Below are 25,390 nucleotides of genomic sequence, written 5' to 3'. Positions count from 1 at the left end.
ACTCGCCAGGCAGCACTGCTTGTCCCAGCGCATTGACTGCCAGAGGTCTGGTTGCTACATTACTAACCAGTCAGTCAGTAACAATGTCACAAAACACACCCCACAACCCCTTGACCAACGAAGCGGCACCCAAGCGCAGCCGGCGCAAAGAAGCGCGCCCCGGCGAATTGCTGGAAGCGGCGCTGGACCTGTTCGTGGAAAAAGGCTTCGCTGCCACGCGGGTGGACGATGTAGCTGCGCGTGCCGGGCTCTCCAAGGGCACGCTGTTTCTGTACTTCCCCAGCAAGGAAGAGCTGTTCAAGGCCGTGGTGCGCGAAAACAACGTCGGCCGCTTTGCCGAGTGGAACACAGAGCTGGAGACCTTTGTCGGCACCACCAGTGAGGTGCTGGCGTACTGTTACCAGGTGTGGTGGGAGCGCATTGGCGCCACCAAGGCGTCCGGCATTACCAAGCTGATGTTCAGCGAGGCGCAGAACTTCCCGGAAATCGCTCAGTTCTACCAGCAAGAGGTGATCCTGCCTGGCCGCGCTCTCATCCGGCGCATCCTGCAGCGCGGTATGGAGCGCGGAGAGTTTCGCCAAATGGATCTGGAATACGGCACCTACATTGTGCTGGCGCCCATGATGTTCCTCATGCTGTGGAACAACTCCATGGGCCCCTGTGCGCTGCCTGACGAAAACTTTTCGCCCGAACAGTACATCCGCTCGCAGATCGACAACATCCTCCACGGCCTGTGCGTTCGCCCTGCCGCTGGTGCAACACCCCCACCCTCTCAAAACCCATGAAACGCTGGATCACCTGGACGGCCCTCTGCCTGGTTGTTGTGCTGATGGGCTGGGGCGTGTGGCGCACGCTGGCCGCACGGCAAGTGGAAAAAAAGGCCCTGGCTGAAGCCGCTTCGACCCGCGAACAAGCTCCGCTGCAACTGGCCGCAGGCGAGATGATCACGGTGCAGCAACGCAGTCTGGAACTGGGCATTCCCATCTCGGGCGCACTTCGCGCAGTGGATTCGGCCATGATCAAGGCGCGGGTGGCGGGAGAGATTCAAAGCCTCACGCTGCGCGAGGGCGACAGCGTGCGCGCTGGCCAGGTGGTGGCGCGCATTGACCCCACCGAGGCCCAGGCACGCCTGCGCCAGGCCCAGCAGCAGGCCGATGCTGCCAAGGCGCAGGTAGACATCAACCAGCGCCAGCTGGACAACAACAAAGCCCTGGTAGACCAGGGCTTTATCTCTGCCACCGCACTCGTCAATTCGCAAGCCAGCCTGCAAGCGGCGCAAGCTACCTACCAGGCAGCCCGCGCTGCCGCTGACGTGGCGCGCAAGGCGCTGGACGACACGGTGCTGCGCAGCCCCATTTCTGGGCAGGTGGCGCAGCGACTGGCGCAACCGGGCGAGCGTGTGGGGGTCGATGGGCGTGTGCTGGAGGTGGTAGACCCCAGCCGTCTGGAGCTGGAAGCCCTGCTCAGCCCCGCAGATTCGCTGCCCGTGCGCGTCGGCCAGAAGGCGCGGCTTCAGCTCGAAGGATCCAGCCAGGACGTGACCGCCACCGTGGTTCGCATCAACCCCAGTGCACAGGGTGGCAGCCGCACGGTGCCGGTGTACCTGCGCGTGGATACCGCATCAGCATCGCAGTTGCGCCAGGGGATGTTTGTGCAGGGCTTGCTGAGCACCGGCCAGACGCAGGTACTGGCGGTAGAGCTGGATGCCGTGCGCACCGACAAGCCTCGCCCCTATGTGCAGGCCGTTCAGAATGGCCGCATCGCACACCTGCCCGTCACCCCAGGCATGCGCGCCGTGGTACAGGGACAGACGCTCGTGGCCATTGAAGGCGTGCCCGCAGGCACCGCGGTGGTGGCGGGGCGGCTGGGAACATTGCGCGAAGGCACGGCGGTGGCTGCACCGGCTGCACAGGTGGCGGCACCCGCAATGCCGTCAGCGCCCGCCCTGCCCGCTTCTGGTGCGGCCCAGTAACCGCAGGCCTCAGGTATGTGGTTCACCCAAGTCAGCCTGAAGAACCCCGTGTTTGCCACGATGGTGATGCTTGCCATCGTGGTGCTGGGCCTGTTTTCCTACCAACGCCTCAAGGTCGATCAGTTTCCCAACATCGACTTCCCGGTAGTGGTCGTGACGGTGGACTACCCCGGCGCCTCTCCTGAGATTGTCGAGAGCGAAGTCACCAAGAAGATTGAAGAAGGCGTCAACTCCATCGCGGGCATCAACGCCCTCACCTCGCGCAGCTACGAGGGTACGGCGGTCGTGATCATCGAGTTCCAGCTGCACATTGATGGGCGCAAGGCCGCCGAAGATGTGCGCGAGAAAGTGGCCACCGTGCGCCCCAACCTGCGCACCGAGGTGAAAGAGCCCCGGGTTCTGCGCTTTGACCCGGCCAGCCGCCCCGTGTGGTCCCTCGCCGTGCTGCCCGATGACCAAGCCGGTGCAAACGCCAATACGGCAGCGCCTTCCGCTGTGGAGCTGACGACCTGGGCCGAGCAGGTGCTGAAAAAACGCCTGGAAAACGTGCGCGGTGTGGGCGCGGTGAACCTGGTGGGCGCCACCAAGCGCGAAATCAACATCTACCTGAACCCACAGGCGCTGGAGACCTACGGCGTCACGCCCGAGCAGGTGGTCTCTGCCGTGCGCAACGAAAACCAGGACCTGCCCGTGGGCGCCATCCGCTCGCTGGCCCAGGAACGCGTGGTGCAGATCGACGCCCGCATGCAGCGCCCCGAAGACTTTGGTCGCATCATCGTGGCCCGCAAGGGTGCTGCGTCGGCAGGCCAGGCGGGGCCCAGTGCGCCCATCCGCCTCGACCAGGTGGCGCGCGTGAACGATGGCGCGCAGGAGGTGGAAAGCCTCGCCCTCTACAACGGACAGCGCACCCTGCTGCTGTCGGTGCAAAAAGCCCAGGGCGACAACACCATTGAAGTGGTGGATGGCCTGAACGCTGCCGTGGTGGACATCCGCAAGCTACTGCCACCAGGCGTGCGGCTGGAGGTGATCAGCGACAGCTCCCGCCCCATCCGCGTGGCGGTGACGAATGTGCGCCAGACCCTGATCGAGGGCGCCGTACTCACGGTGCTCATCGTGTTCCTGTTCCTGAACTCCTGGCGCTCCACGGTGATCACGGGGCTGACGCTGCCGATTGCATTGATTGGCACCTTCCTGTTCATGAACATGTTTGGCTTCACCATCAACATGATCACGCTGATGGCGCTGAGCCTGTGTGTGGGCCTGCTGATCGACGATGCCATCGTGGTGCGCGAAAACATCGTGCGCCATGTGCAGATGGGCAAAGGCGCCTACGCGGCAGCCATGGACGGCACGCAGGAAATTGGCCTGGCGGTGCTGGCCACCACCCTGTCCATCGTGGCGGTGTTCATGCCGATTGGCTTCATGGGCGGCATCATCGGCAAGTTCTTCCACGAGTTCGGCATCACCATCGTGGCGGCGGTGATGATCTCGATGTTCGTGAGCTTCACGCTCGACCCCATGCTCTCCAGTGTCTGGCACGATCCGAGCATCCACGCACACGGTCAGCGCACCGAGCCTGTCACCTTCTACGACAAGACCATTGGCCGGGTCACCGGCTGGTTTGACCGTGCGACCGATGCATTGGCCGAGGGCTACCAGCACATCCTGCGCTGGTCGCTGGTACACAAGCTGGCTACGCTGTTCATTGCGCTGGGCATCTTTGTGTTGAGCATTTTCATGGTGCCGCTGCTGGGCACTGAATTCGTGCCCAAGGCCGATTTCTCTGAGACCACCGTCAATTTCTACACCCCCGTGGGCTCCTCGCTGGAGGCCACCGAGGCCAAGGCGCGGCAGGTAGAAGGCATTTTGCGCGAGCTGCCGGAGGTGCGCTACACGCTGGCCACCATCAACACCGGCTCGGCCCAGGGGAAGATGTACGCCAGCATCTACGTGCGCCTGGTAGACCGCAAGGACCGCAGCCGCAGCGTGGACGCGATGTCCACCGTGCTGCGTGAACGCCTGCAGCGCGTGCCCGGCATTACCGTCACCCACGTGGGGCTGCTGGACCCGGTGGGCGGGCAAAAGCAGATTGAGTTCTCGCTGCAGGGGCCAGACCTTCGCGAACTGGAACGCCTCACGGCCGAGGTGAGCGAAAAAATCCGCCACATCCCAGGCCTGGTGGACCTGGACAGCAGCGCCAAGCCCGACAAGCCCGTGATCGCGCTGGAGGTCAAGCGGGACGTGGCTTCGGACCTGGGCCTTTCCGTGGCACAAATGGCCACGTCGCTGCGCACGCTGGTGGCTGGCACCACGGTGGGCAACTGGCGCGCGCCCGATGACCAGACTTACGACGTCAACGTGCGCCTGGCACCTGAGTCGCGCACCGCTCCGCAAAACCTGGAGCGCCTGCCCTTCGCCCTGAGCGCTGCCGATGGCACCACGCGGATCGTGCGGTTGAACCAGGTGGCCCAGGTGAGCGAATCCACCGGCGCCAACCAGATCAACCGGCGGGACCTGACGCGCGAGGTGGCCGTGAATGCCAACGTGGCACAACGCTCTGCCGGCGAGGTGTCGGCAGACATCCGCAAGGCGCTTGACAGCGTGGTCTTCCCCCCAGGCTACCGCTACCAGTTTGGTGGCTCCACCAAGAACATGGCCGAGTCTTTTGGCTACGCCATCTCGGCCCTGGTCATGGCCATCATCTTCATCTACATGATTCTGGCCAGCCAGTTCAAAAGCTTCTTGCAGCCACTCGCGCTCATGACCTCGCTGCCCCTCACCCTCATCGGGGTGGTACTGGCGCTGCTCATGTTCCGCTCTACGCTGTCCATGTTCTCCATCATCGGCGTGGTGATGCTGATGGGCCTGGTCACCAAAAATGCCATCCTGCTGGTGGACTTCGCCATCCGCGCCCGCGAAGAGCATGTCAATGACGCAGGCCAGACCGTGCCCGGCCTACCCCGTGCCGAGGCCCTACTGCTGGCTGCGCGCGTGCGACTGCGCCCCATCCTCATGACCACGCTGGCCATGATTTTCGGCATGGTGCCCCTGGCGTTTGCCCTTTCCGAAGGGTCCGAGCAGCGCGCGCCCATGGGCCAAGCGGTGATTGGGGGCGTCATTACCTCCTCGCTGTTGACGCTGGTGGTGGTGCCCGTGGTGTATTGCTACATGGATGACCTGGCGCGCTGGGCCCTTGGCAAGATGGGACGCGGCCACAGCACGTCTGGGCCATCTAAAATTCGGGGTTTGTCCTGACCCGCACTCCCACTGGAGACCTTCGATGAATTTGCCACTGAACACGTCCGCCAACATCAGCGACCCCGTCGCCCAGGCCCGCTACAACATGATCGAGCAACAGATCCGGCCCTGGAACGTGCTGGATGCCGACGTGCTGGAGCTGCTGTCCGTCGTGCGCCGCGAAGACTTTGTGCCAGCCGCTTACCGCAGCCTGGCATTCGCTGACATCGAAGTACCCCTGCTGGGCAACGACGCGGAAGAGGCCGTGCGCCAGGGTCACAGCATGCTGCAGCCCCGCGTGGAAGCCCGCATCCTGCAAGACCTGCGCGTTCAGCCCACCGACCGTGTGCTGGAAATTGGCGCAGGCTCTGGCTACATGGCGGCCCTGCTGGCCCACCGGGCCGAGCGCGTGGTGTCCCTCGAAATCAACCCCACACTGGCCAGCATGGCCCGCGAAAACCTGCGCAACGCCGGCATCCAGAACGCCGAAGTGCGCCAGGGTGACGGCGCCCGTGATGCCGTGCCAGACGGCCCCTTCGATGTGATCGTGCTGAGCGGCTCGGTCGCGCAAGTGCCCAAGAACCTGCTGTCCTTGCTGCGCGACGGCGGCCGCCTGGGCGCCATCGTGGGCTCTGACCCCGTGATGCGCTTCACCGTGATCCAGCGCAAGGGCGACCGGTTTGAAACCACCTCCCCCTGGGACACCATCGCCCCCCGCCTGGTGAACTTCCCCGAGCCTTCAAGCTTCTCGTTCTAAACCCTGTCTTCGGAGTTCTGCATGATCACTCGCGTCCGCCCAGCCCAACTTGCTGCTTGGTTTGCCGCCAACGCCGCCGGCACCCAGCCCCTGGTACTGGACGTGCGCGAGCCCTGGGAACTGCAAACCGCCAGTGTGCGGGCCGAGGGGTTTGAGCTCAGAGCCATCCCCATGGGAGAAATCCCCGCCCGCCTGGGCGAATTGCCCAAGGACCAGCCCATTGCCTGCCTGTGCCACCACGGCATGCGCAGCATGAACGTGGCGGCTTTTCTGGAGCAACACGGGTTTGAACACTTGGCCAATATTTCAGGGGGCATCGATGCCTGGTCGGCAGAAGTCGACCCCGCAGTGCCCCGCTACTGATGGTTTGGCCCTGGGGCCAGCAGTTTTCATCCCTTTTGTGCAGACACTCTGAGGACCTTCATGACCGCTTTTCGGCCCACTCACCTGACCCTGGCGCTCGGCGCCGCCTTGAGCGCCCTGCTCTGCGCGCCTGTGCACGCTCAGAGCCTCATGGAGCTGGTGGAATCTGCCCGCACTTATGACACCACCTGGCAGGCCGCCCGCGCTCAGCTGGAAGCCGCCGCCCGCCGTGCAGACCAGGCCCAGGCCGGTCTGCGCCCCAGCGCCGCCCTCACCTCGGGGGTGACGCGCGCACAAACCGACGTCAGCCGCCCCGGCCCCGACGTGGAGCACACCGCCAACACCCAGACCCTGGGCGTGAACGCATCGCAGCCGCTGTACCGCCCCGCCAACCGCATCGCCGTGGAACAAGGCGAGCGCGGCGTGGACGTGGCCCAGGCACAACTGGACGCGGCCACCCAGGACCTGCTGGTGCGCGTAAGCCAGGCCTACTTTGATGTGCTGGCCGCGCAAGACACGCTGACCTTCGTGCAGGCCCAGAAAGCCGCAGTGTCTGAACAACTGGCCGCGGCCAAGCGCAACTTCGAGGTGGGCACCTCCACCGTGACCGACTCACGCGAAGCCCAGGCCCGCTACGACCTGGTGATTGCGCAAGAAATTGCGGCTGAAAACGACCTGCGCGTGAAAAAACTGGCGCTCGACCAACTGGTGGGCGTGACCAACGCGCAGCCCGTGCCACTGGCCCAGCCTGTGCCCCTGCCCCGGGTCGAGCCAGCCAACGTGGATTACTGGGTCGAGACCGCTCGGGCACAGCAGCCCGGCGTGCGGCAGGCCGCCATCGCACTCGACATTGCGCGCCTGGAAACCAAAAAGGCCGAAACCGGCCACCGCCCCACGGTGGACCTGCAGGCTGGCTACAACATCACGCGCAACCCCAATGGCACCCTGACCGCCCCCGGCGTGAACAGCCGTACCAACGTGGCCAGCATCGGCGTTGCGCTCAACCTGCCGCTGTTTGCCGGTTTTGCAGTGCAAAACCGCGTGAAGGAAACCCTGGCGCTGGAAACCAAGGCCGAAGCCGACTTGGAAACCGCCCGCCGCAATGTGGCCCAGGCCACACGCTCGGCCTTCTTCGGCGTGCAGTCTGGCCAAGGCCAGGTGCAGGCGCTGGAAGCGGCCGAAGCCTCCAGCCAGAGTGCGCTCGATGCCAACAAGCTCGGCTACCAAGTGGGCGTGCGCATCAACATTGACGTGCTCAATGCTCAGAGCCAGCTCTACCAGACTAAGCGCGACCTCGCCCAGGCCCGCTACAACGTGCTGCTGGGCACACTCAAGCTGCGTCAGGCGGCAGGCACACTGGGCCTGGAAGACGTGCAGCGCATCAACAGCCTGCTAGCCCCCGCCAAGCAGCCCTGAGCGGGCAGCCCTGCCGCCACGGCAGCGGGCTGGGCCGGGAAAACACTGTTAACAGCCCCTATGGCCTGCATGGGCCTTTGGCCCCCATAATCGCCGAGGAATTGTTACGTAAAAACACCTCGCATCCATGGCAAAGAACCCTTTCTACCTGGTGTGCTACTACGGCCAGGTTCCACCGGATGCTGCGCAGCCAGAGGCCCTGAGCAACTTGATCCAGTCGGCTAGAGCGCTTGCACAAAGCCACGGCCTGACCGGGTTGCTGGCATTGGCTGATGGGTACTACCTGCATCTGGTGGAAGGTGAACGGTCTGCGGTGCAAAGCCTGGTGCACCACATTGGCGGCTTTTGGGGCAGCACGTCCCCCACCGTGCTGCTGTCGCTGGCCATCAAGCGACAACGCTATGCCCAGTGGAGCGCCAATGTGGTCGAGCGCCCTGCCCCCGCCACAAACATGCAGCAGCGGCTGGCGCGCTTGCACCAGTTCATCGCACAGGATTCCATGGCGGCCATACCGGACCTGTTTCGGTACTTCCTCATGCCCAGCACGGCACTGCCGGCCCCCAACGAGCCCAGCGCGCCAGCGCAGCCGCGCCGCAAAGTTCGGCAGGTGGCGGTGTTCAGCAGTTCGCTGCTCTGGTTCAACCCCATCTTCAGCCAGGTGGCAACCCGCTTTCGCGGTCATCCGCAAACCCTCAAGGCCTCCAGCACCGGGAGGGAGGTAGACATGTTCCCCATCGATTACGTCGATGTGGAGGCAGGCCCGCTGGGCGCGGTGCGCATGGTGGGCATCACCCTGGATCTGCTGGACTCCACCTTGTCATACCCCCTGCTCAGCAAGGTGGAAGTGGCCGTGCTGCTCACCCGCAACCACGCCGCCAGCAAAGACTTGTAGCTGGTCGAGCACGCCATGCGGCATCCGGCGATGCTGTACTCCATACCCCAGGTGCTGCTGGTGAACTCCAGGCTCAGTGATGACCTTTCGCAGCATTTCGCCGCCCTCGCGGCCGAGGCGCGCCTGCCCACCACGGAATTGGGGGCGTCTGTTTTGTCGGGCGAGCCCATCTGGGCTGCCATCGCCACCATGCTGCAGACCACTCCACCCGCCCCAGAAGCGCACCGTTGGGCGACCGCTTAGGTACTGCGGCGCACTGAGGGGGCCCAACTTACCTGCGTTGGCGTGTCAAGGCTGGCACGGCGGTGCGGCCGCAGCACCTCCAGCAGCCTTCAGTCTTTGGCCGATCAAGCTGCAACGCCCAGCAGGTCAGCCACCTGGCGGGCCGTGGCGCGCGCAGCACCCCGGTGGGCCTGGGCAAAGGCAGTGGCGGCGGCGCGGGCTTTCTCCAGGTCGTGCGGGTGCTGCACCAGGGCCAGCGCCTTGTCTACCGCAGCAGGCAGCCCAGGGGTGCGCCAGGCGGCACCTGCTTCACAGGCCAGTTCCGTCGCTTCGGCGAAGTTGAAGGTGTGCGGCCCCACCACCACCGGGCAGCCGCAAGCGGCCGCCTCGATCAGGTTTTGCCCGCCCAGGGGGGCAAAACTGCCGCCCAGCAGCACCACATCGGCCAGCGTGTAATAGGCGGCCATCTCACCAATCGAATCGCCCAGCCACACGTCTGCAGCCACGGGCACATCCCCCTGCCAGGCACTGCGCCGGGCCACACGCAGGCCAGCGTCCTGCAGCAGCCGCGCCACTTCGTCAAACCGGTTGGGGTGGCGGGGAACGATCAGCCATTGAACCTCTGGAAGCGAAATATTTGCTATGTTTTTCGAAGCAGCCTGCGCTTGATCTGATTGGCCTACAGGGCGTTTTGACTTGAAAAACTCAAGCCACATGGCTTCCTCACCCTCGCGGCTGCTGGCCAGCATGACGACCGGGCGGCCCGCGAGCATGCGCCAGCGCTGGCCCATCTCGATCTGCGCCGGCTCGGGTACCACGTCAAATTTCAGGTTGCCAAACACCCCGCGCACCGGCGCACCCAGGTCTTGCAGCCGCTCGGCATCGGCCTGCGACTGTGCCCACACGGCCGTCAGCGCCCGGTAGGCCGGCAGCGCCAAAGGGGCCAGCCGCCGCGCGCCGCGCCAAGACTTGTCGTTCAAGCGGGCGTTGGCCAACACCAGGGGCACGCCCCGGCGCTGGCATGCAGCGATCAGATTCGGCCAGACCTCCGTCTCCATCAGCACGCCAATGGCGGGGCGAAACTGGCGCAGAAAACGCGCCACGGCGCCGGGCGTGTCCCACGGCAGCCATACCTGCACATCGCCAGGCTGCAATAGCTTTTCGCCCTCGGCCCGGCCCGTGGCCGTACCGTGGGTGAGCAGCAGGCGCATGCCCGGCAGTTGCGCACGCAACTCGCGCAGCAGGATGGCTGCCGCCCGCGTTTCGCCCAGAGACACCGCATGAATCCACACAAAGCGCCCCAGCGCATCCATGCCGCTGTGCCCGACCAGGCTGTCCAGGGGCTGGGCATAGCGGCCAAAGCGCTCGTGCACGGCCACGGCGTACCCGGGCTCCGCACGCGCGCGGCGGCGCAACTTGCGGCGCAGCAAGGGCTGGGCTCCCCAGGTAATGGCGCTGTACAACGCGCGCGCAAAGCTCATGGTGCAACGGCCTCACGCACCCAAAGCCAACGCCGGGCAAATCCTCGGCTGGGCCGGGACGGGGAAAAGAGGAAGTTCATACGCAAAAGGCGCACGGAGTGGCCTCGTCCGTATGCAGACGAAACCCATCCGAGGTCAATGGCTGGCGGCGCCAATCTGTGCACCGGGCTTGACCTTCTCCAGCAGGGCCAGCATGGCCGCCTCGATGCGGTGCAGCGCTTCGGGCGTATGGCCTTCGAAACGCAGCACCAGCACGGGCGTGGTGTTGCTGGCGCGGATCAGGCCGAAACCATCGGGCCAATCCACACGCAGGCCGTCAATGGTGTTGATCTGCGCAGGTGCGGCAAAGGCGCTGGTCGCCAGGGCTTGCAGCTCGGCCGTGAGGCGGTGCGGCTCGCCCTCGGCGCAGGTCACATTCAGTTCGGGTGTTGAGTGGCTGGTGGGCAGAGCGTTGAGCACGGCGCTGGGGTCTGCGCTGCGGCTCAGGATTTCGAGCAGCCGGCAGCCTGCGTAGGTGCCATCGTCAAAACCGAACCAGCGTTCCTTGAAGAAAATGTGCCCGCTCATCTCGCCACCCAGCGGCGAGTGGGTTTCCTTCATGCGGGCCTTGATGAGCGAATGGCCGGTCTTGAACATCACCGGCACACCACCCGCCTGGGCAATGGCGGGCGCCAGGCGCTGGGTGCACTTCACGTCAAAAACGATCTCACCGCCGGGCACGCGCGAGAGCACGTCTTGCGCAAACAGCATCATCTGGCGGTCGGGGAAGATGTTGGTGCCGTCCTTCGTGACGATGCCCAGCCGGTCGCCGTCGCCGTCAAACGCCAGGCCCAGTTCCGCATCGCTGGCCTGCAAGGCGGCGATCAGGTCGCGCAGGTTTTCTGGCTTGCTCGGGTCGGGGTGGTGGTTGGGGAAATTGCCATCCACCTCCGAGAACAGCTCAATCACCTCGCAACCCAGCGCGCGGAAGATGGCCGGGGCCGATGCACCCGCAATGCCGTTGCCGCAGTCCACCACCACCTTCATGGGGCGGGCCAGTTTCACGTCGCCCACGATGCGCTCGCGGTAGGCACTCAGCACATCGGCCTGGCGCACGCTGCCGCCAGGCTGCAGTTGCCAGCTTTCTTCTTCCATGGTGCGGCGCAGGGCCTGGATTTCCTCGCCATAGATAGCGCGGCCTGCCAGCACCATCTTGAAGCCGTTGTAGTCCTTAGGGTTGTGGCTGCCCGTGACCTGGATGCCGCTGGTGCACAGCGTGTGCGCCGCGAAGTACAGCATGGGCGTGGTGACCATACCCACGTCGATCACTTCCAGGCCCGCCTCCACCAGGCCCTGGATGAGGGCTGCAGCCAAGCCGGGGCCAGACAGCCGCCCGTCGCGCCCCACCGCCACCACCCGCTCGCCCTGCGCACGGGCCGCCGTGCCAAACGCCCGGCCCAGGCCCAGGGCCACCGATTCGTTCAGGGTAGAGGGCACGATGCCGCGAATGTCATAGGCTTTGAAGATGGCGGGCGTTGTTTGCACGTAAGGGCCTTTCAAGGAAAAAGTTCGGGGAAACCAGGGCCTGACCGATCAAGCCGGCCCCGGAAGCTGGGCGGCCATGATGCCCGGCAAAAGACCGCTGGATTGTAGGTGCGCGGCGCAAGTGCCCGTCCCTGAAAGCCGCCGGTGCGCCCACCAGCCCCTGCGAATCCCCCGCCCGTAGCGCCCAAGGCACATGTCCGAAAACAGCCAGTGCTTGCGCACCTGCGGCCTATGATGGCCCCATGACCGCGCCCCACTTTGCCCGCACCGACGCTGCCCCGCCCACCGAGCAGGACGAAGGCCGCTACATGGCCTTGTGCGCACGCGATGCACGGTTTGACGGGCGCTTTTTCACAGGCGTCACTTCCACGGGCATCTACTGCCGCCCGGTGTGCGCCGTGCGCACGCCCAAGCGCGAGAACTGCCGCTTCTTTGACCTAGCGGCCCAGGCGGAAAAAGCCGGTTTCAGGCCCTGCCTGCGGTGCAGGCCCGAGGTGTCACCAGCCTCGCTCAACTGGTCCACACAAGATGCCGGGCATTTGCTGGTGCAGCACGCCCTGCGCCTGCTGGATGCCCCCGATGCCCTGCAAGGCGCCCTCCCCCTGGCCGAACGGCTAGGCGTGAGCGACCGGCACCTGCGGCGCCTGTTTGAGGCGCAACTGGGCTTATCGCCCCTGCAATACCTGCAAACCCGCCGGTTGCTGACGGCCAAGCAGTTGCTGACCGACACCCCCTTGCCCGTCACCGAGGTGGCGCTGGCCAGTGGCTTTGGCAGCGTACGCCGCTTCAACGCCGCGTTTGCCCAGCACTACGGCTTGAGCCCCATGGCCCTGCGGCGCAGCGGCGCGGTGGCTGGCGAGGGTGCCACCGGCACACTGCGCCTGGCTTACCGCCCCCCGCTGGATGCACAGGCCCTGCTGGCCTTCTTTGCCAAGCGGCAGTTTGCCGGGGTGGAATGGGCCCAGGCCGATGGCGCGGCACCCTGCCTGCGCCGCACCGTGCGGCTCACAGTCCACGAAGCGGCAGGCTCGCGCGTGTTGACCGGCTGGGTGCAGGCGCAATTCGACCTGCCCCGCCACCAGGTGCTGCTGCAAACCAGCGACAGCCTTTACCCCGCGCTGCCCGCCGTGATACGGCGCGTGCGCGGCCTGCTGGACCTGGACGCCGACCCCGGCGCCATCAACGCCGTGCTGCACGGCGACTTTCCGCACGGCGACGGCCTGCGCGTGCCCGGCGCCTGGGATGGGCTAGAGCTGGCCGTGCGCGCCGTGCTGGGCCAGCAGATCGCCGTGGCCGCTGCCCGCACGCTGGGCCAGCGGCTGGTGGAGCGCTTTGGCGAGCCCATCGACACCCCCTGGCCCCAGCTGCAGCGGCTGTTTCCCGCGGCCGCTGTGCTGGCGCGGGCCGAGGGCGACGCGCTGGGGCAACTGGGCATCGTGCGCCAACGCCAGGCGGCCATCGTGGCCCTGGCCCGCGCGGTGGACGAAGGCCACCTGGTGCTGGACGGCAGCGCCGATGTGCTGGCCACCACCCAGGCCCTGCGCGCCTTGCCCGGCATTGGCGACTGGACTGCGCAGTACATCGCCATGCGGGTGCTGCGCTGGCCCGATGCCTTCGTGGCTGGCGATGTGGCGTTGCACAAGGCATTGGGCGTGCAAGGCCAAAAGCAGCCAGCCAAGGCTGCTACCGAGGCGTCTATGCGCTGGCAACCCTGGCGCAGCTACGCCGTGGTGCGCGCGTGGGCCACCCTGGAAGGAACCGCGCCCGCGGCCGAACATCCCCAGCCAGCATCGCAAGCGCTATCAAATCAATAGCTGGTGGCGCTTACTGCCATTGGCCTCGATGCCTTTTTGATTCATATTTTTATGAAATACACACCTGACACCGTCCAGACCCGCATCACCACCTCTCAGGGCCCCGTCTGGTTGGCCGCCACTGCGCAGGGCCTGGCGGGCTTGTGGTTTGAGGGGCAAAAGCACTTTCCGCCCGCCCTGCTCGGCCAGCCTGCCTGGGCACCCGCGCCGCAGCACCCCACCTTGCAGCAAGCCGCAGCCCAATTGCAGCAGTACCTGCAAGGCCAACGCAGGGGGTTTGATTTGCCGCTGGACCTGTCGGCCGGCACCGCCTTTCAGCAAGCCGTGTGGCAGGCTCTGCTGGCGTTGCCGTGCGGGCACACCACCACGTATGCGGCGCTGAGCCAGTCCCTGGGCCGCCCCAGCGCCGTGCGTGCCGTGGCTGCAGCCGTGGGGCGCAACCCCATCAGCGTGGTGGTGCCCTGCCACCGGGTGCTGGGCAGCGACGGCAGCCTGACGGGCTACGCCGGTGGCCTGCCGCGCAAGGCAGCCCTGCTGGCGCTGGAACAAGGTATGGCTTGAAAGCCACTCGCACCGACAGCCGCCTTTTGAGCCCCACAAGACGCCCTGCAAACCACGACAATGCAGGGCTCGCCCCGCTGAGGGCGAAAGCGGCATGTGCCTGGGCCCACTCCACAACGGGCTCAGCCACCCCGCTGGCCTTCCACCGCACAGAAAGCACCCCGCGTGACAGTGACATCCCAGGCGCCCATGTCTTCATGGTTGGGCGAATTCGTTTTTCTGGCCTCTTTGTGGGGCGCCTCCTTTCTCTTCATGCGCATGGGGGCCGCAGAGTTTGGCCCCATCGCCACGGCGGGCCTGCGGGTGGCGCTGGCCACGGCGCTGCTGTGGCCCGTGCTGCTGCGCCAGGGGCAGTGGCCCGCGCTGCGCCAGCACTGGCGCCCCATCTTGCTGGCGGGGGTGGTCAACTCGGCCATTCCGTTCGCCTTGTTTTCCTGGGCGGTCATGCACATCGCCACCGGGCTCACGTCGATCCTGAACGCCACGGTGCCGCTGTTTGGCGCGCTGGTGGCCTGGCTGTGGCTGGGCGACCGCATCAACCGCTTGCGCTGGCTGGGCCTGGCGCTGGGTTTTGTGGGCGTGGCGCTTTTGGCGTGGCGGGCACCCGCGGGCGTGGGCGTCAAGTCGGACCAAGCGGGCTGGGCCATTGCGGCGTGCCTGGCAGCCTCGTGCTGCTACGGCATTGCGGCCAGCTATGCGCGGCGCAGGCTCATGGGTATCCCGCCGATTGCCACCGCCACCGGCAGCCAGTTGGGCGCAGCGCTGGCGCTGGCACTGCCCACCGTGTGGTTCTGGCCAGCACACACGCCAGGGCTGCGGGCCTGGGCCGCCATCGGGGCCATTGCCCTGCTGTGCACCGCCCTGGCCTACATCCTGTACTTTCGTCTGATTGAACGCGCTGGCCCCAGCCGCGCCCTGGCCGTCACCTTCATCACGCCGCTGTTTGCCGTGCTGTACGGCAGCCTGTTCCTGAACGAAGCCGTGACCCCGTGGATGCTGGGCTGCGCGGTGGTCATCGTGGGCGGAACGCTCTTGTCAACCGGGCTTGTCACAAGGCTGTGGCCCCGGTCCAAACGGGTGGAGAGCGCCTAAACTCGGAGGATGGTGCCCAGAACCTGTTTGAAGCCTTGTTGGAGAAGCGCCCAGGCGCCCCGTGTCGCTGCCGCCATGCGGTTCAGCGCCTTGCAAGGCACTTTTTTGCGCGGCAGCGCCCTGCAATAGTTCAGGCCATGGGCTGTCCAATGCGCCTCTGCTCCCTTCCCGCTCTGGCTCTTGTGCATCCCCTCCACACTTTTGAACAGGCCCTGTTGCCGCCTGCGCTTTACCCTGCGGGAGCTTGGGGTCAGGGCCGCGAATCAAGGACAGGGGATGGTTTCAACGCCCGGCTACGCCCACCGGTTTCATGATTTCTCTTTTGCTGCTGGCTGGCGGCCTGCTCGTCCTTGTTGTCATCACACTGGCTTGGCTGGAGCCAGTTGAGTTGCTGCGCCCCAGCCGGCGCAGCCAGCTGATTGCGGGTCTGGTCGGTGGTGGGGTGTCTGCGCTGGTGCTGCTGAGCTTGCGCTCTGGGCCAGACGGTATGGCGGTGGTGGTGCACCCCACGGCCACGGCCTTTTTGGGGCTGTACTTCGGGCCCTTGGCGGCCCTGGTTTCCGCCGCCATCGCGCTCGCGGCCCAGCTCGCCATCCCCCAGCCGCACTGGGGCGCTGCGATCAGCGTGCTGGCAGGTGCATGCCTGGCGGGCGCTGCCACACGTTGGCATGCGCAGCGAGACGACCGCCCCGCGCGCCTGTGGATCAGCATGCTGGTGCTGGCAGCCCTGCTGCCACCCGTCACTTACGCCTGCCTGGTGGTCAGTGGCGCCGCCCCTGCGCCCTCGTCCCTGCAAGATGCTTTGGTGCGGCTGCCCTGGTACCACGGGGCGGGCATTTTGCTGCTGGGCACGGGCCGGCAGCTGCTGGCAGGGCGCGTGCACGCCATGCAGGCCCTGCGTGAGGCCCACGAAGCCCTGGCCCAGCGGGAGGAGCAACTGCGCCTCACCCTCGATTCGCTCAACGGCGGGCGCTGGGAATGGCTGGTGCAGCGCAAGGAATTTCGCTGCGAGGGGCATTTCTACAACGCATTTGGCATCGACGACACCAGTGCCCCTGACTTGTGGGAGCGCTGGTTTGCCCGGCGACACCCGGCCGATGCTGAACGCACGGCCAGCCACCTCGCCCGCGCGCGCATGGGGCTGGAGGACTCGTACGAAGCCGAGTTTCGTGTCAAAAACAACGCCGGGCAGTGGCGCTGGATCATGTCGCGCGGCACGGTGGCCGAGCGCGACGCCCAAGGCCGCCCCGTGCGGCTGGCCGGCATGGATGTGGACATTACCGCCCACCACGAAGTGGAGGACGCGCTGCGCGCTTCCGAGGCCAAGTCGAGCACCATCTACCTCACCCTGCCCGACCCCGCTGGCATTGCCAGCATCAATGACGGGCGCCTGCTGGAAGCCAACCCCGCCTTGTGCACCCTGCTGGGCCTGCCGCGCCATGAGGTGCTGGGCCGCACTTCGCAAGAGCTGAACCTGTGGGCCACCCCGCACGAACACACCCGGCTGCTGCACGCGGTGCTGCGCAACGGGCAGGCGCACCAGTTGCCCATGCGTGCGCGGCGCCAGGATGGCAGCACCGTGTCGGGGCTCACCTCGGCTCGGCCCGTGCACATCAACGGGCAAGAAGGCTTTGTGTTCGTCTTCCACGACATGACGGAAGCCGAGCGCATCAGCGAGGAACTCCAAACCCGCAACGGCCTGCTGCAGCAAGCTGGCCGCCTGGCAAGGCTGGGCGCCTGGGAGCACGACCTGACCAAGGGGCTGCTGTACTGGTCAGACATGTGCTTCGAGATCCACGGTCTGCCCGCGGAAACCCCACTGCCAGAAAACTACATCGCGCAGTACGTGGCCCCCGAATACCAGGCCGAGTTGCGCCAGAAGCTCCACGACTGCATCGACCATCGTCAGGAGCAGAGCATGGACTTGGAAATCCTGCGCGCCGATGGCCGCAGGCTCTGGATCAGGGCCCGCTGCGAGGCGGTGCTGGAGCATGGCAAGGTCGTCCGGCTGCGGGGCGTGACACAGGACATTGACGAAGCCCGACGCGCGCGCCTGCGCTTGAGCCAGTCGGAAGAGCGCTTCTCCCGCATCTTCCAGCTCATGCCCTTCCCCATGGGGCTGTCGCGCTGCAGCGATGGGCAGTATGTAGAGGTCAACCCGGCCTGGGAAAAGTTGCTCGGCATTCCCCGCAGCGAGGCCCTGGGGCGCACCTCGGTTGAATTGGGCGTGTTTACCCCGGCCGATCGCGAGAACCTCATCCGGGCGGCCGCACTCACCAGCCAGCTTAACGGCTACGAGGTCACCATCCACCCCCGAAATGCCCCCCCACGCACGGTGTTGCAGTCGATGCGCATGACGGACTTTGACGGCGAGCCCTGCTGGATGTTCTCAGTCCAGGACATCACCGACCGCAAGCGCAACGAAGAGAAAATCCGCGAGCGCGAGGAACTGCTCTCGCTCACCATCTCGGCCGCATCGCTGGGCCTGTGGGACTGGGACTTGCAAGCCGGCACCGTGACCGGCGACAGCCGCTGGCGTGTCCTGCTGGGCAACAGCGGCCCTGCTGCCAGCACAGAGCCCCTGGGCTGGACGCAGACCGTTTCGGCAGACGATGTGGACCGCATCACGGCCGAAATCGCGCGCCACGCTGCCCACCCGGCCACACCGTTTGATGCCACCTGGTGCCTGGAAGGCACGGGCAGCGACAAGCCCCGCTGGGTGCGCAACCTGGGCAAGATCGTGAGCTTTGATGCACGGGGCACCCCGCAGCGCATGCTGGGGGTGGCCATTGACGTGACGCCACAGCGCGAGCAGGAGGTGCTGCTGCAAAAGCTGGCCCACTTTGACGCACTGACCGGCCTGCCCAACCGCGTATTGCTGGCGCGCAGGCTGCAAGAGGCCATGGTGCGCGCCCGCCAGCATGGAACGCTGCTGGGGGTCGCCTACCTGGATCTGGATGGATTCAAGCCCGTCAACGACCGCTTTGGCCACGGTGCGGGCGACCGCCTGCTCATGGCCGTGGCCGGACGTCTGTCGCGTGCGCTGCGCACGGACGACTGCGTGGCCCGCCTGGGGGGTGATGAGTTCGTGCTCCTGCTCCCCGCCCTCGAATCACGCGCCGACTGCGAAACCCGTTTGCACCGCGTGATGGAAAGCGTGGCCGCCCCCTACCCGCTGGATTCCGAACGCGTGGTGGTCACCGCCAGCATTGGCTACACCCTGTTCCCGTCAGACGACGCCGATGCCGACACCCTGCTGCGCCATGCCGACCAGGCCATGTACGCAGCCAAACAGGCAGGGCGCAACCGCTTTCACCTGTTCGATGCCGTGCAGGACCGGGCAGTGCAGCTGCTGCGCGAGCAGGCCCAGCGCATGCGCAACGCACTGGACGAAGAACAGTTCAACCTGTACCTGCAGCCCAAGGTGGACATGCGCATGGGCACCGTGGTGGGTGCCGAGGCGCTGGTACGCTGGCGGCACCCCGAGCGCGGCGTGCTGGCCCCCGGCGAGTTCTTGCCGCTCATCGAGGGCACCGAACTGGAAATTGTTTTCGGCCAGTGGGTCATCGAAGCCGCCCTGCACAAGCTTGAAAAGCTGCAAGCGCTGGGCATTGAGCTGCCCATGAGCATCAACGTGGGCGCCCAGCAGTTGCAGCAAAACGACTTTGCCACCTGGGTGGCGCAGTGCCTGCAGCGCCACCCAGGCGTGCCGGGGCACATGGTGGAGATTGAAATCACCGAAAGCGCGGCCCTGTATGACCTGCACGCCGTGACCGGCACGCTCGAATCTCTGCGGGCCTTGGGTGTGGCGGTGTCGCTGGACGACTTTGGCACCGGCTACTCGTCATTGACGTACCTGCGGCGCTTGCCCATGGACACGCTCAAGATCGACCAGAGCTTTGTGCACGGCATGATGAACGACCCCGGAGACCTGGCCATCGTCCAGGGCGTGATTGGGCTGGCCCGCTCGTTTGGCTACCGTGTCATTGCAGAAGGGGTGGAGACCATCGAGCAAGGCCAGATGCTGCTGCAACTGGGCTGCCCCCAGGCCCAGGGCTATTGCATCGGCAAACCCATGCTGCTTGAAGACTTTGTGGGATGGACGCGCACCTGGCAGCCACCTGCGGGATGGCATCGCAACCGGTCGGTTTGAATCCAGCCAAAATAGCGACCTAACGCACACCCCGTAAGCGGTAGCAGCTATTGATTTAATAGCAAACAAATAGATAGCAAACCCGGGAGACTGGTTTTGAACATCCGCGAACTGCGCGCAGACGACCTGGCTCCTCTGCTCGTGCTCTACACCCACCTGCACGAACACGACGATCCGCTCCCCGCTGCCCCCGAGGTACAAGCCGTGTGGGCAGAAGCGCTGGCCAACCCGCGCATTCAATACTTTGGCGGATGGGATGGGGGCCACTTGATCTCGTCTTGCACGCTCACCATCATCCCGAATCTGACGCGCGCATGCCGCCCTTTCGGCGTCATTGAAAACGTGGTGACGCAATCAGCCCACAGGGGTCAGGGCTGGGGGCGTGCGCTGCTGCGGCACGCCCTTGCCCATGCCTGGCACGCGCGCTGCTACAAAGTCATGCTGATGACTGGCCGGAAAGACGAAAACACCCTGCGCTTTTACGAGCAGTCAGGGTTTGAACGGCACGGCAAACAAGCCTTTGTCGCCAGGCCACCGCAGTGAATGGGCCGATTGAGCACAGCGCTCTGGGCGCCGTGCCAGGTCGCCGATTCAACCTACCAGATCCTTCACCTGTTCCAGGGCAGCGGGGTCGTCCATCGTGGTCAGATCCCCCGGGTCGCGGCGCTCGGCCACGGCCTGCAGCGCACGGCGCAGCAGCTTGCCGCTGCGGGTCTTGGGCAGCACGTTCACAAAATACACGCGTGATGGCCGGGCCACGGCGCCCAGCTGGTGGTCTACCTGCTTCATGACCTCGCCTTCCAGCTTCAGGCGGGCCGCGTCAGAATCGAGCCCCGAGGCATCCTTGGCCACGGCAAAGGCCATGGCCACCTGGCCCTTGAGCTGGTCGGCCACGCCCACCACCGCCACCTCGGCAATGTTGGGGTGCGATGCAATGCTCTCCTCGATTTCGCGGGTGCCCAGGCGGTGGCCAGCAACGTTGATCACGTCATCCGTACGGCCCAGGATGAAGTGGTAGCCGTCAGCGTCACGAATCCCCCAGTCAAACGTGCTGTACAGCAAGCGACCGGGGATGCTCTTCCAGTAGGTGTTGACGAAGCGTGCGTCATCGCGCCACACGGTCTGCATGCAACCGGGTGGCAGCGGGCCTTCAATGCCCACCACGCCCTTCTGGTTGGGGCCGGTCAGCTCGTCGCCAGTGGACTCGTCCACGATCTTCACCGCATAGCCGTACATGGCCTTGCCAGGGCTGCCAAAGCGCGTGGTTTGCTGCTCCACACCGTTGGCCAGGGTCAAAATAGGCCAGCCGGTTTCGGTCTGCCAGTAGTTGTCGATGATGGGCACGGCCAGCGCGTCGCTGATCCATTGCGCTGTGGGTTCGTCCAAGGGCTCTCCCGCCAGCCACAGGGCCTTGAGACTGGAGACATCGTATTTCTTGAGCCAGCTGGGGTCTTGCTTCTTGAGCACACGCACAGCCGTGGGGGCCGAGAACATGTGCGTGACCTTGTACTTTTCCACAATGCTCCACCACACCCCAGCGTCAGGGCGAGTGGGCAGGCCTTCGTACATGATGGTGGCCATGCCCGCGATGAGCGGGCCGTAGATGATGTAGCTGTGCCCCACCACCCAGCCGATGTCGCTGGTGGCGAAGTAGGTCTGGCCGGCCTGCGCATCAAAAATATGCTTCATGCTGGCGGCCAGCGCCACGGTATAGCCGCCGGTGTCGCGCTGCACACCCTTGGGCTTGCCGGTGGTGCCGCTGGTGTACAGCGTGTAGCTGGGGTGCGTGGACTCCACCCATTCGCAAGGCACGCTGGCGTTCAAATGTTGTTCGCGCAGGCTGGCCCAGTCGTGGTCGCGCCCGGCTTGCCAGTCCATGGGGGCGAGCCCCCGGTTGACCATCAACACAGCGGCAGGCTTGTGGGCCGACAGGGCAATGGCTTCGTCCAGCAGGGGCTTGTACGGCACCACCTTGCCGCCGCGCGAACCGGCATCGGCACTGACCACCGCCACGGGCTCTGCGTCTTCAATGCGGGACGCCAGCGAGCCCGAGGCGAAGCCGCCAAACACCACCGAATGCAAGGCTCCGATGCGCACGCACGCCAGCATGGCAAAAGCGGCCTCGGCAATCATGGGCATGTAGATCAGAACCCGGTCGCCCTTCTTCACGCCCAGGCCCTGCAAGGTGGCGGCCATGCGCTGCACTTCTGCGTGCAATTCTGCGTAGCTGTAGCTGCGCTCAGTGTCTGTTTCGGTGGAGATGGCAACCAGTGCTGGCTGATCGGCCCGGGTCTTGAGATGCCGGTCTACCGCGTTGTGGCACAGGTTGGTGGTGCCGCCCACAAACCACTTGGCAAACGGCGGGTTGCTGTAGTCGCAGATCTGCTGGGGCGGGGTGTTCCATTCAATGAGCGCCGCCTGCTCGCCCCAGAAGGCATCGCGGTTGTCGATGGAGTGGCGGTAAAAGTCAGCGTAGCGGGTCATTGGTTTGTCTCCTTCATCTCACGATCCGGGCCCAAGGCACAAGGCGCACCCCGCAGCAGACGGCCCACACCGGAAAAAGCGCGTGCACTATTGGCTCCAATTTTTGAATTCATAATTATTCATAACGTACTTGCGGCAAACTGACGCAAGCCCTACCTTCATTCGTCACCACGGCGCTACACGCCATACCGCTTGCACAAGCGCTTGCTCGAACGGCCATTACCCGTGGCATCAGCCCTGGTTGTAGTCGCGCACCAGTTGTTCGAAATCTGCAGCAGGGATGGGCTTGCTCAGCAGGTAGCCCTGCCAACTGTGGCAATGGTTGCGGGCCAGGAAGGCGCGCTGCTCCTCAGTCTCCACGCCCTCGGCAATCACACTCAGCCCCAGGCTGTTGGCCAGTGCCACCACCGTGCGGGCAATCGCGGCGTCATTGGGATCCGTCAGCACGTCGCGCACAAAGCTCTGGTCGATTTTGAGCTGGGTCAGCGGCAACCGCTTCAGGTAGGCCAGCGAGGAATAGCCGGTGCCGAAATCATCCAGCGAGAAGCCCACCCCGTAGCTGCGCAGCGTGGACATCTTGGCAATGGTGTCTTCCACGTCGGCCAGCAGCAAACCTTCCGTCATCTCCAGCTTGAGATGGCGGCCTTCTGCCCCCGTTCGGGCCAAGGCCGCCAGCACCTGCGGCACAAAGCAGCTCTGGTGAAACTGGCGGGGGCTGACGTTCACCGCCAGGGTCAGCCCTGCCAGGGCGGGCTGTTGCGCCCACAGGGCCAGTCGCTCGCAGGCGGCTTGCAGCGCCCACTCACCGATGGGCAGGATCAAGCCCGACTCCTCCGCCAGCGGGATGAACTGGGCGGGTGACACAAAGCCATCGCGCGGATGCCGCCAGCGCAACAGGGCCTCGGCGCCGGTAATGCGGTCGTTGTCCACCTGGGGCTGGTAGTACAGCTCAAACTGCCCTTGCGCCAGGCCTGCGCGCATGTCCAGCTCCAGCGCCGCCCGCTCACTGACGGCGGCCTGCATCTGGGGGTCATAAAAGCGCAGGGTATCCCGGCCAGCGGACTTGGCCTGGTACATGGCCAAATCCGCCCGTTTGAGCAACTCATCCACCGTCTCACGCATACCGCTGAAGATGGTGATGCCCATGCTGAGCGAGCTGTGGTGCGTTTCGCCACCCAGCGTGTAGGGCTCGCGCAGTGCCAGCAGAATTTTCTGCGCGGCTTCTTCTGCGCGCGCGGCAGCTTCCTCGCGGGTGTCGCCCAGGTCTTCCAGCACCACCACAAACTCGTCCCCGCCTTGCCGGGCCACGGTATCGTCTTCGTGCACGCAGGCGCGCAGGCGGTGCGATACCTGCAGCAGCAGCGTGTCTCCCCGGTCGTGGCCCTGGGTTTCGTTCAAGGTCTTGAAGTTGTCCAGATCAAGCAGCAGCAAGGCACCACTGCGCTGGTGCCGCGCACTGGTGGCCAGGGCCTGTTGCAGGCGATCCATCAGCAGGCGCCGGTTGGGCAGGCGCGTCAGCGGGTCGTAGAAGGCGAGGTAACGAATCTCTTCTTCAGCGGCTTTGCGCTGGCTCAGGTCCACCATGGTCAGCAGGTGGTCGTTCCCCACCAGCACGCCCGCAATCTCGACCGTGCGCTGCTGTCCATCCCGGCATTGGATGGAATATTCCGCTGCCTGGATGGCACCACCCGACTTGCGGGCCTGCGTCAGCGCACTGCTCCAGGCCGCACGGTGGCGGGCGCGCAGCTCGACATCTGGGTAGGCCTTCAGCCACCATTGTTCTGCCGTGGAGATGTCTTCCTCGGTGTAACCGCAGATCTCCACAAATCGCTCGTTGCGAAAACTCATGCGCCCATCGCGCTGCACCAGGCACAGGCCCACCGGCAAGCGCTGCAGGATGTTCAACAGCCGCTGCTCGTTGCCGCGCAGCGTTTCTTCCATCTGCTTGCGCGCGGTGATGTCTTGCACCATGGCAATGTGATAGTCAGGCTCACTTCCCTGCGACCACATGGGTGTTACCGTCAGGTCCACCCACACTTCGCGCCCGTCTTTGTGGAAATAGCGCTTCTCAATACGAAACTCTGCAATGTCCCCAGCCTTGAGTCGCTCCATTTGCGCGAACCCCGCAGGCTGGTCGTCAGGGTGGCTGATTTCGCGCAAGCTGCGGCCCTCAAGCTCTTCGGGCGAGTATCCAATGATGTCGCAGTACCGCTGGTTGATGCGCTGGATGATCCCTGTGTGGGAATCGACTTGGGCCACACCCACGGCGGCCTGGTTGAACAAGGCGCGAAAACGCTCCTCGCTTTGGCGGCGGGCGTTGTCCGATGCTTTGGCCTGGCCCAAGGCGATGGTGCGCTGGCGCACCAGCATGGCGGTCAGCAACCCGAGCAGCACAGAAACGATGCCGCCGGCCGCGCCCGCCACCCAGGGAAGCCGCTGCTCTGAGGGCGACAGCAGGGACTGCGTGGGCAGAAAAGTCAGTCGCCACAGGCGGCTGTGCACTTCCAGCTCTCTGGTCAAAGGCCGAGCACCCGCAAGCGCATCGGCGGTGGGCGCCAGCAACGAGCGGCTAGTACCCTCTTGCGCCGGCACACGCACAGAACCGGCATCTTCAATCGCCACCGACAGCCCCTGCAGGTAGCCCTGTGACTGCAAAGCGCGAACCATGTCATACACCCGGAGCGTGACCGCGACCGCCCCGAGAAACGGACGCTGCGCCGCATTGCCTGGCTGTGGCGGGCCGAACACCGGAATGCGAATGACAAAGCCCGTACGATGGTCGCGCTCTTGAATCAGGTCGAAGGGGGCGGACGCCACCGGACGGCCGCTGTCCCGGCTGAAATGCATGGAGGCCAGGTTGGCGGGCTGGGCGCTGATGTCCAGCCCCAGCATCTCGGCATCGCTGCGCATCGGCCAGATGTAGTGCACGACGAAATACTCGTCCCGCTCGCCCGCGGGGCGGATCGCAAATGAGGCTCTGTGCGCGGGCGCCAGGGACAGATCGTTGCGAACCGACTCTTCGTAGGCGGCCTTGTCCTCGCGCGCCACGCGCTTGGTGAAGGCCAGATTGCGCACGCCGGGATAGCGCCGCGCTGCGTCCAGTTCTGTCACCACCCGATCAAAGTCAGCGCGCCCCAGCGATGGATTCAAGGAAAAAAGGCTGTGCAAGCCGAACACGATCTCGGTGTTGGCTGCCACGCGCTGCCCCAGCGCGTCTGTGAACGCCTTGGCCTCGTGGGTAAAGCGCGTCTGCTCGATGATTCCCACAGACTCACGTTGCTGAAGCACCGCCCAATAGCTGACGATGAAGCCCACCACCGCAACGGCGCAGCCCGCCAACCAGGGGCGATAACGGCCGTGCGATAGAAGGGACACCATGGAGAACCGTGCGGGGGGAATATTGATCTGGGTGATTGGACAAG

17 protein-coding genes are annotated in these 25,390 nt (G+C 65.3%); 13 read left to right on the top strand and 4 right to left on the bottom strand.

Going from position 1 to position 25,390, the window contains the following annotated elements; genetic code table 11:
- Window positions 1-83: 83 nt before the first annotated feature.
- The 8 genes from IHV84_RS14080 (at window position 84) to IHV84_RS14045 (ending at window position 8,880) form a co-directional block, all read left to right on the top strand.
- Complete coding sequence (locus IHV84_RS14080; RefSeq protein ID WP_198847327.1) at window positions 84-785, top strand: TetR/AcrR family transcriptional regulator; 702 nt, start codon at window positions 84-86, stop codon at window positions 783-785.
- A complete protein-coding gene (locus IHV84_RS14075; protein ID WP_198847326.1) occupies window positions 782-1,972 on the top strand; it encodes an efflux RND transporter periplasmic adaptor subunit in 1,191 nt (396 codons plus the stop codon). Before IHV84_RS14080 ends, IHV84_RS14075 begins: the two co-directional genes overlap by 4 nt.
- 15 nt (window positions 1,973-1,987) lie before the next feature.
- Window positions 1,988-5,227, top strand: coding sequence for an efflux RND transporter permease subunit (locus IHV84_RS14070; RefSeq protein ID WP_198847325.1), 3,240 nt, complete (start codon window positions 1,988-1,990; stop codon window positions 5,225-5,227).
- A gap of 25 nt (window positions 5,228-5,252) precedes the next feature.
- A complete protein-coding gene (locus tag IHV84_RS14065) occupies window positions 5,253-5,966 on the top strand; it encodes a protein-L-isoaspartate O-methyltransferase (protein ID WP_198847324.1) in 714 nt (237 codons plus the stop codon).
- 21 nt (window positions 5,967-5,987) lie between these two features.
- A complete protein-coding gene (locus tag IHV84_RS14060; RefSeq protein ID WP_044402582.1) occupies window positions 5,988-6,329 on the top strand; it encodes a rhodanese-like domain-containing protein in 342 nt (113 codons plus the stop codon).
- A gap of 60 nt (window positions 6,330-6,389) precedes the next feature.
- Entirely contained in the window at window positions 6,390-7,745 is a 1,356-nt protein-coding gene (locus tag IHV84_RS14055; protein ID WP_198847323.1) for a TolC family outer membrane protein, read from the top strand.
- Between the two features lie 127 nt (window positions 7,746-7,872).
- Complete coding sequence (locus IHV84_RS14050; protein ID WP_198847322.1) at window positions 7,873-8,637, top strand: BLUF domain-containing protein; 765 nt, start codon at window positions 7,873-7,875, stop codon at window positions 8,635-8,637.
- A 15-nt stretch (window positions 8,638-8,652) separates the two neighbouring features.
- Window positions 8,653-8,880, top strand: a complete 228-nt coding sequence (locus IHV84_RS14045) for a hypothetical protein (protein ID WP_198847321.1) — start codon at window positions 8,653-8,655, stop codon at window positions 8,878-8,880.
- A gap of 104 nt (window positions 8,881-8,984) precedes the next feature.
- Here IHV84_RS14045 and IHV84_RS14040 read toward each other — a convergent pair whose 3' ends face one another.
- Window positions 8,985-10,340, bottom strand: a complete 1,356-nt coding sequence (locus IHV84_RS14040) for a 3-deoxy-D-manno-octulosonic acid transferase (RefSeq protein ID WP_198847320.1) — start codon at window positions 10,338-10,340, stop codon at window positions 8,985-8,987.
- Between the two features lie 135 nt (window positions 10,341-10,475).
- Window positions 10,476-11,864, bottom strand: coding sequence for a phosphomannomutase/phosphoglucomutase (locus IHV84_RS14035; protein ID WP_198847319.1), 1,389 nt, complete (start codon window positions 11,862-11,864; stop codon window positions 10,476-10,478).
- A 242-nt stretch (window positions 11,865-12,106) separates the two neighbouring features.
- Between IHV84_RS14035 and IHV84_RS14030 the strand changes: the two genes are divergently transcribed.
- The 5 genes from IHV84_RS14030 (at window position 12,107) to IHV84_RS14010 (ending at window position 20,027) form a co-directional block, all read left to right on the top strand.
- Window positions 12,107-13,678, top strand: a complete 1,572-nt coding sequence (locus IHV84_RS14030) for a DNA-3-methyladenine glycosylase 2 family protein (protein WP_198847318.1) — start codon at window positions 12,107-12,109, stop codon at window positions 13,676-13,678.
- A gap of 51 nt (window positions 13,679-13,729) precedes the next feature.
- Window positions 13,730-14,239 carry a methylated-DNA--[protein]-cysteine S-methyltransferase gene (locus IHV84_RS14025; RefSeq protein WP_198847317.1) on the top strand — a complete coding sequence of 170 codons (510 nt, stop codon included), beginning with the start codon at window positions 13,730-13,732 and terminating at the stop codon, window positions 14,237-14,239.
- Between the two features lie 189 nt (window positions 14,240-14,428).
- Complete coding sequence (locus IHV84_RS14020; RefSeq protein ID WP_198847316.1) at window positions 14,429-15,331, top strand: DMT family transporter; 903 nt, start codon at window positions 14,429-14,431, stop codon at window positions 15,329-15,331.
- A 310-nt stretch (window positions 15,332-15,641) separates the two neighbouring features.
- Complete coding sequence (locus IHV84_RS14015; protein ID WP_198847315.1) at window positions 15,642-19,484, top strand: EAL domain-containing protein; 3,843 nt, start codon at window positions 15,642-15,644, stop codon at window positions 19,482-19,484.
- Between the two features lie 96 nt (window positions 19,485-19,580).
- A complete protein-coding gene (locus IHV84_RS14010; RefSeq protein WP_198847314.1) occupies window positions 19,581-20,027 on the top strand; it encodes a GNAT family N-acetyltransferase in 447 nt (148 codons plus the stop codon).
- A gap of 48 nt (window positions 20,028-20,075) precedes the next feature.
- Here IHV84_RS14010 and IHV84_RS14005 read toward each other — a convergent pair whose 3' ends face one another.
- Both IHV84_RS14005 and IHV84_RS14000 read right to left on the bottom strand, forming a co-directional pair.
- Window positions 20,076-21,968 carry a propionate--CoA ligase gene (locus tag IHV84_RS14005; protein WP_198847313.1) on the bottom strand — a complete coding sequence of 631 codons (1,893 nt, stop codon included), beginning with the start codon at window positions 21,966-21,968 and terminating at the stop codon, window positions 20,076-20,078.
- Window positions 21,969-22,199: 231 nt separating this feature from the next.
- On the bottom strand, window positions 22,200-25,346 hold the full coding sequence (locus IHV84_RS14000) for an EAL domain-containing protein (RefSeq protein ID WP_198847312.1): 3,147 nt from the start codon (window positions 25,344-25,346) through the stop codon (window positions 22,200-22,202).
- Window positions 25,347-25,390: the final 44 nt, after the last annotated feature.

This window comes from Acidovorax sp. IB03 (assembly GCF_016406015.1).
Classification (GTDB): Bacteria; Pseudomonadota; Gammaproteobacteria; order Burkholderiales; family Burkholderiaceae_C; genus Acidovorax; species Acidovorax temperans.
The sequence above is the reverse complement of the archived record's forward strand: the minus strand, read 5'-3'. Positions and strand labels throughout refer to the sequence as shown.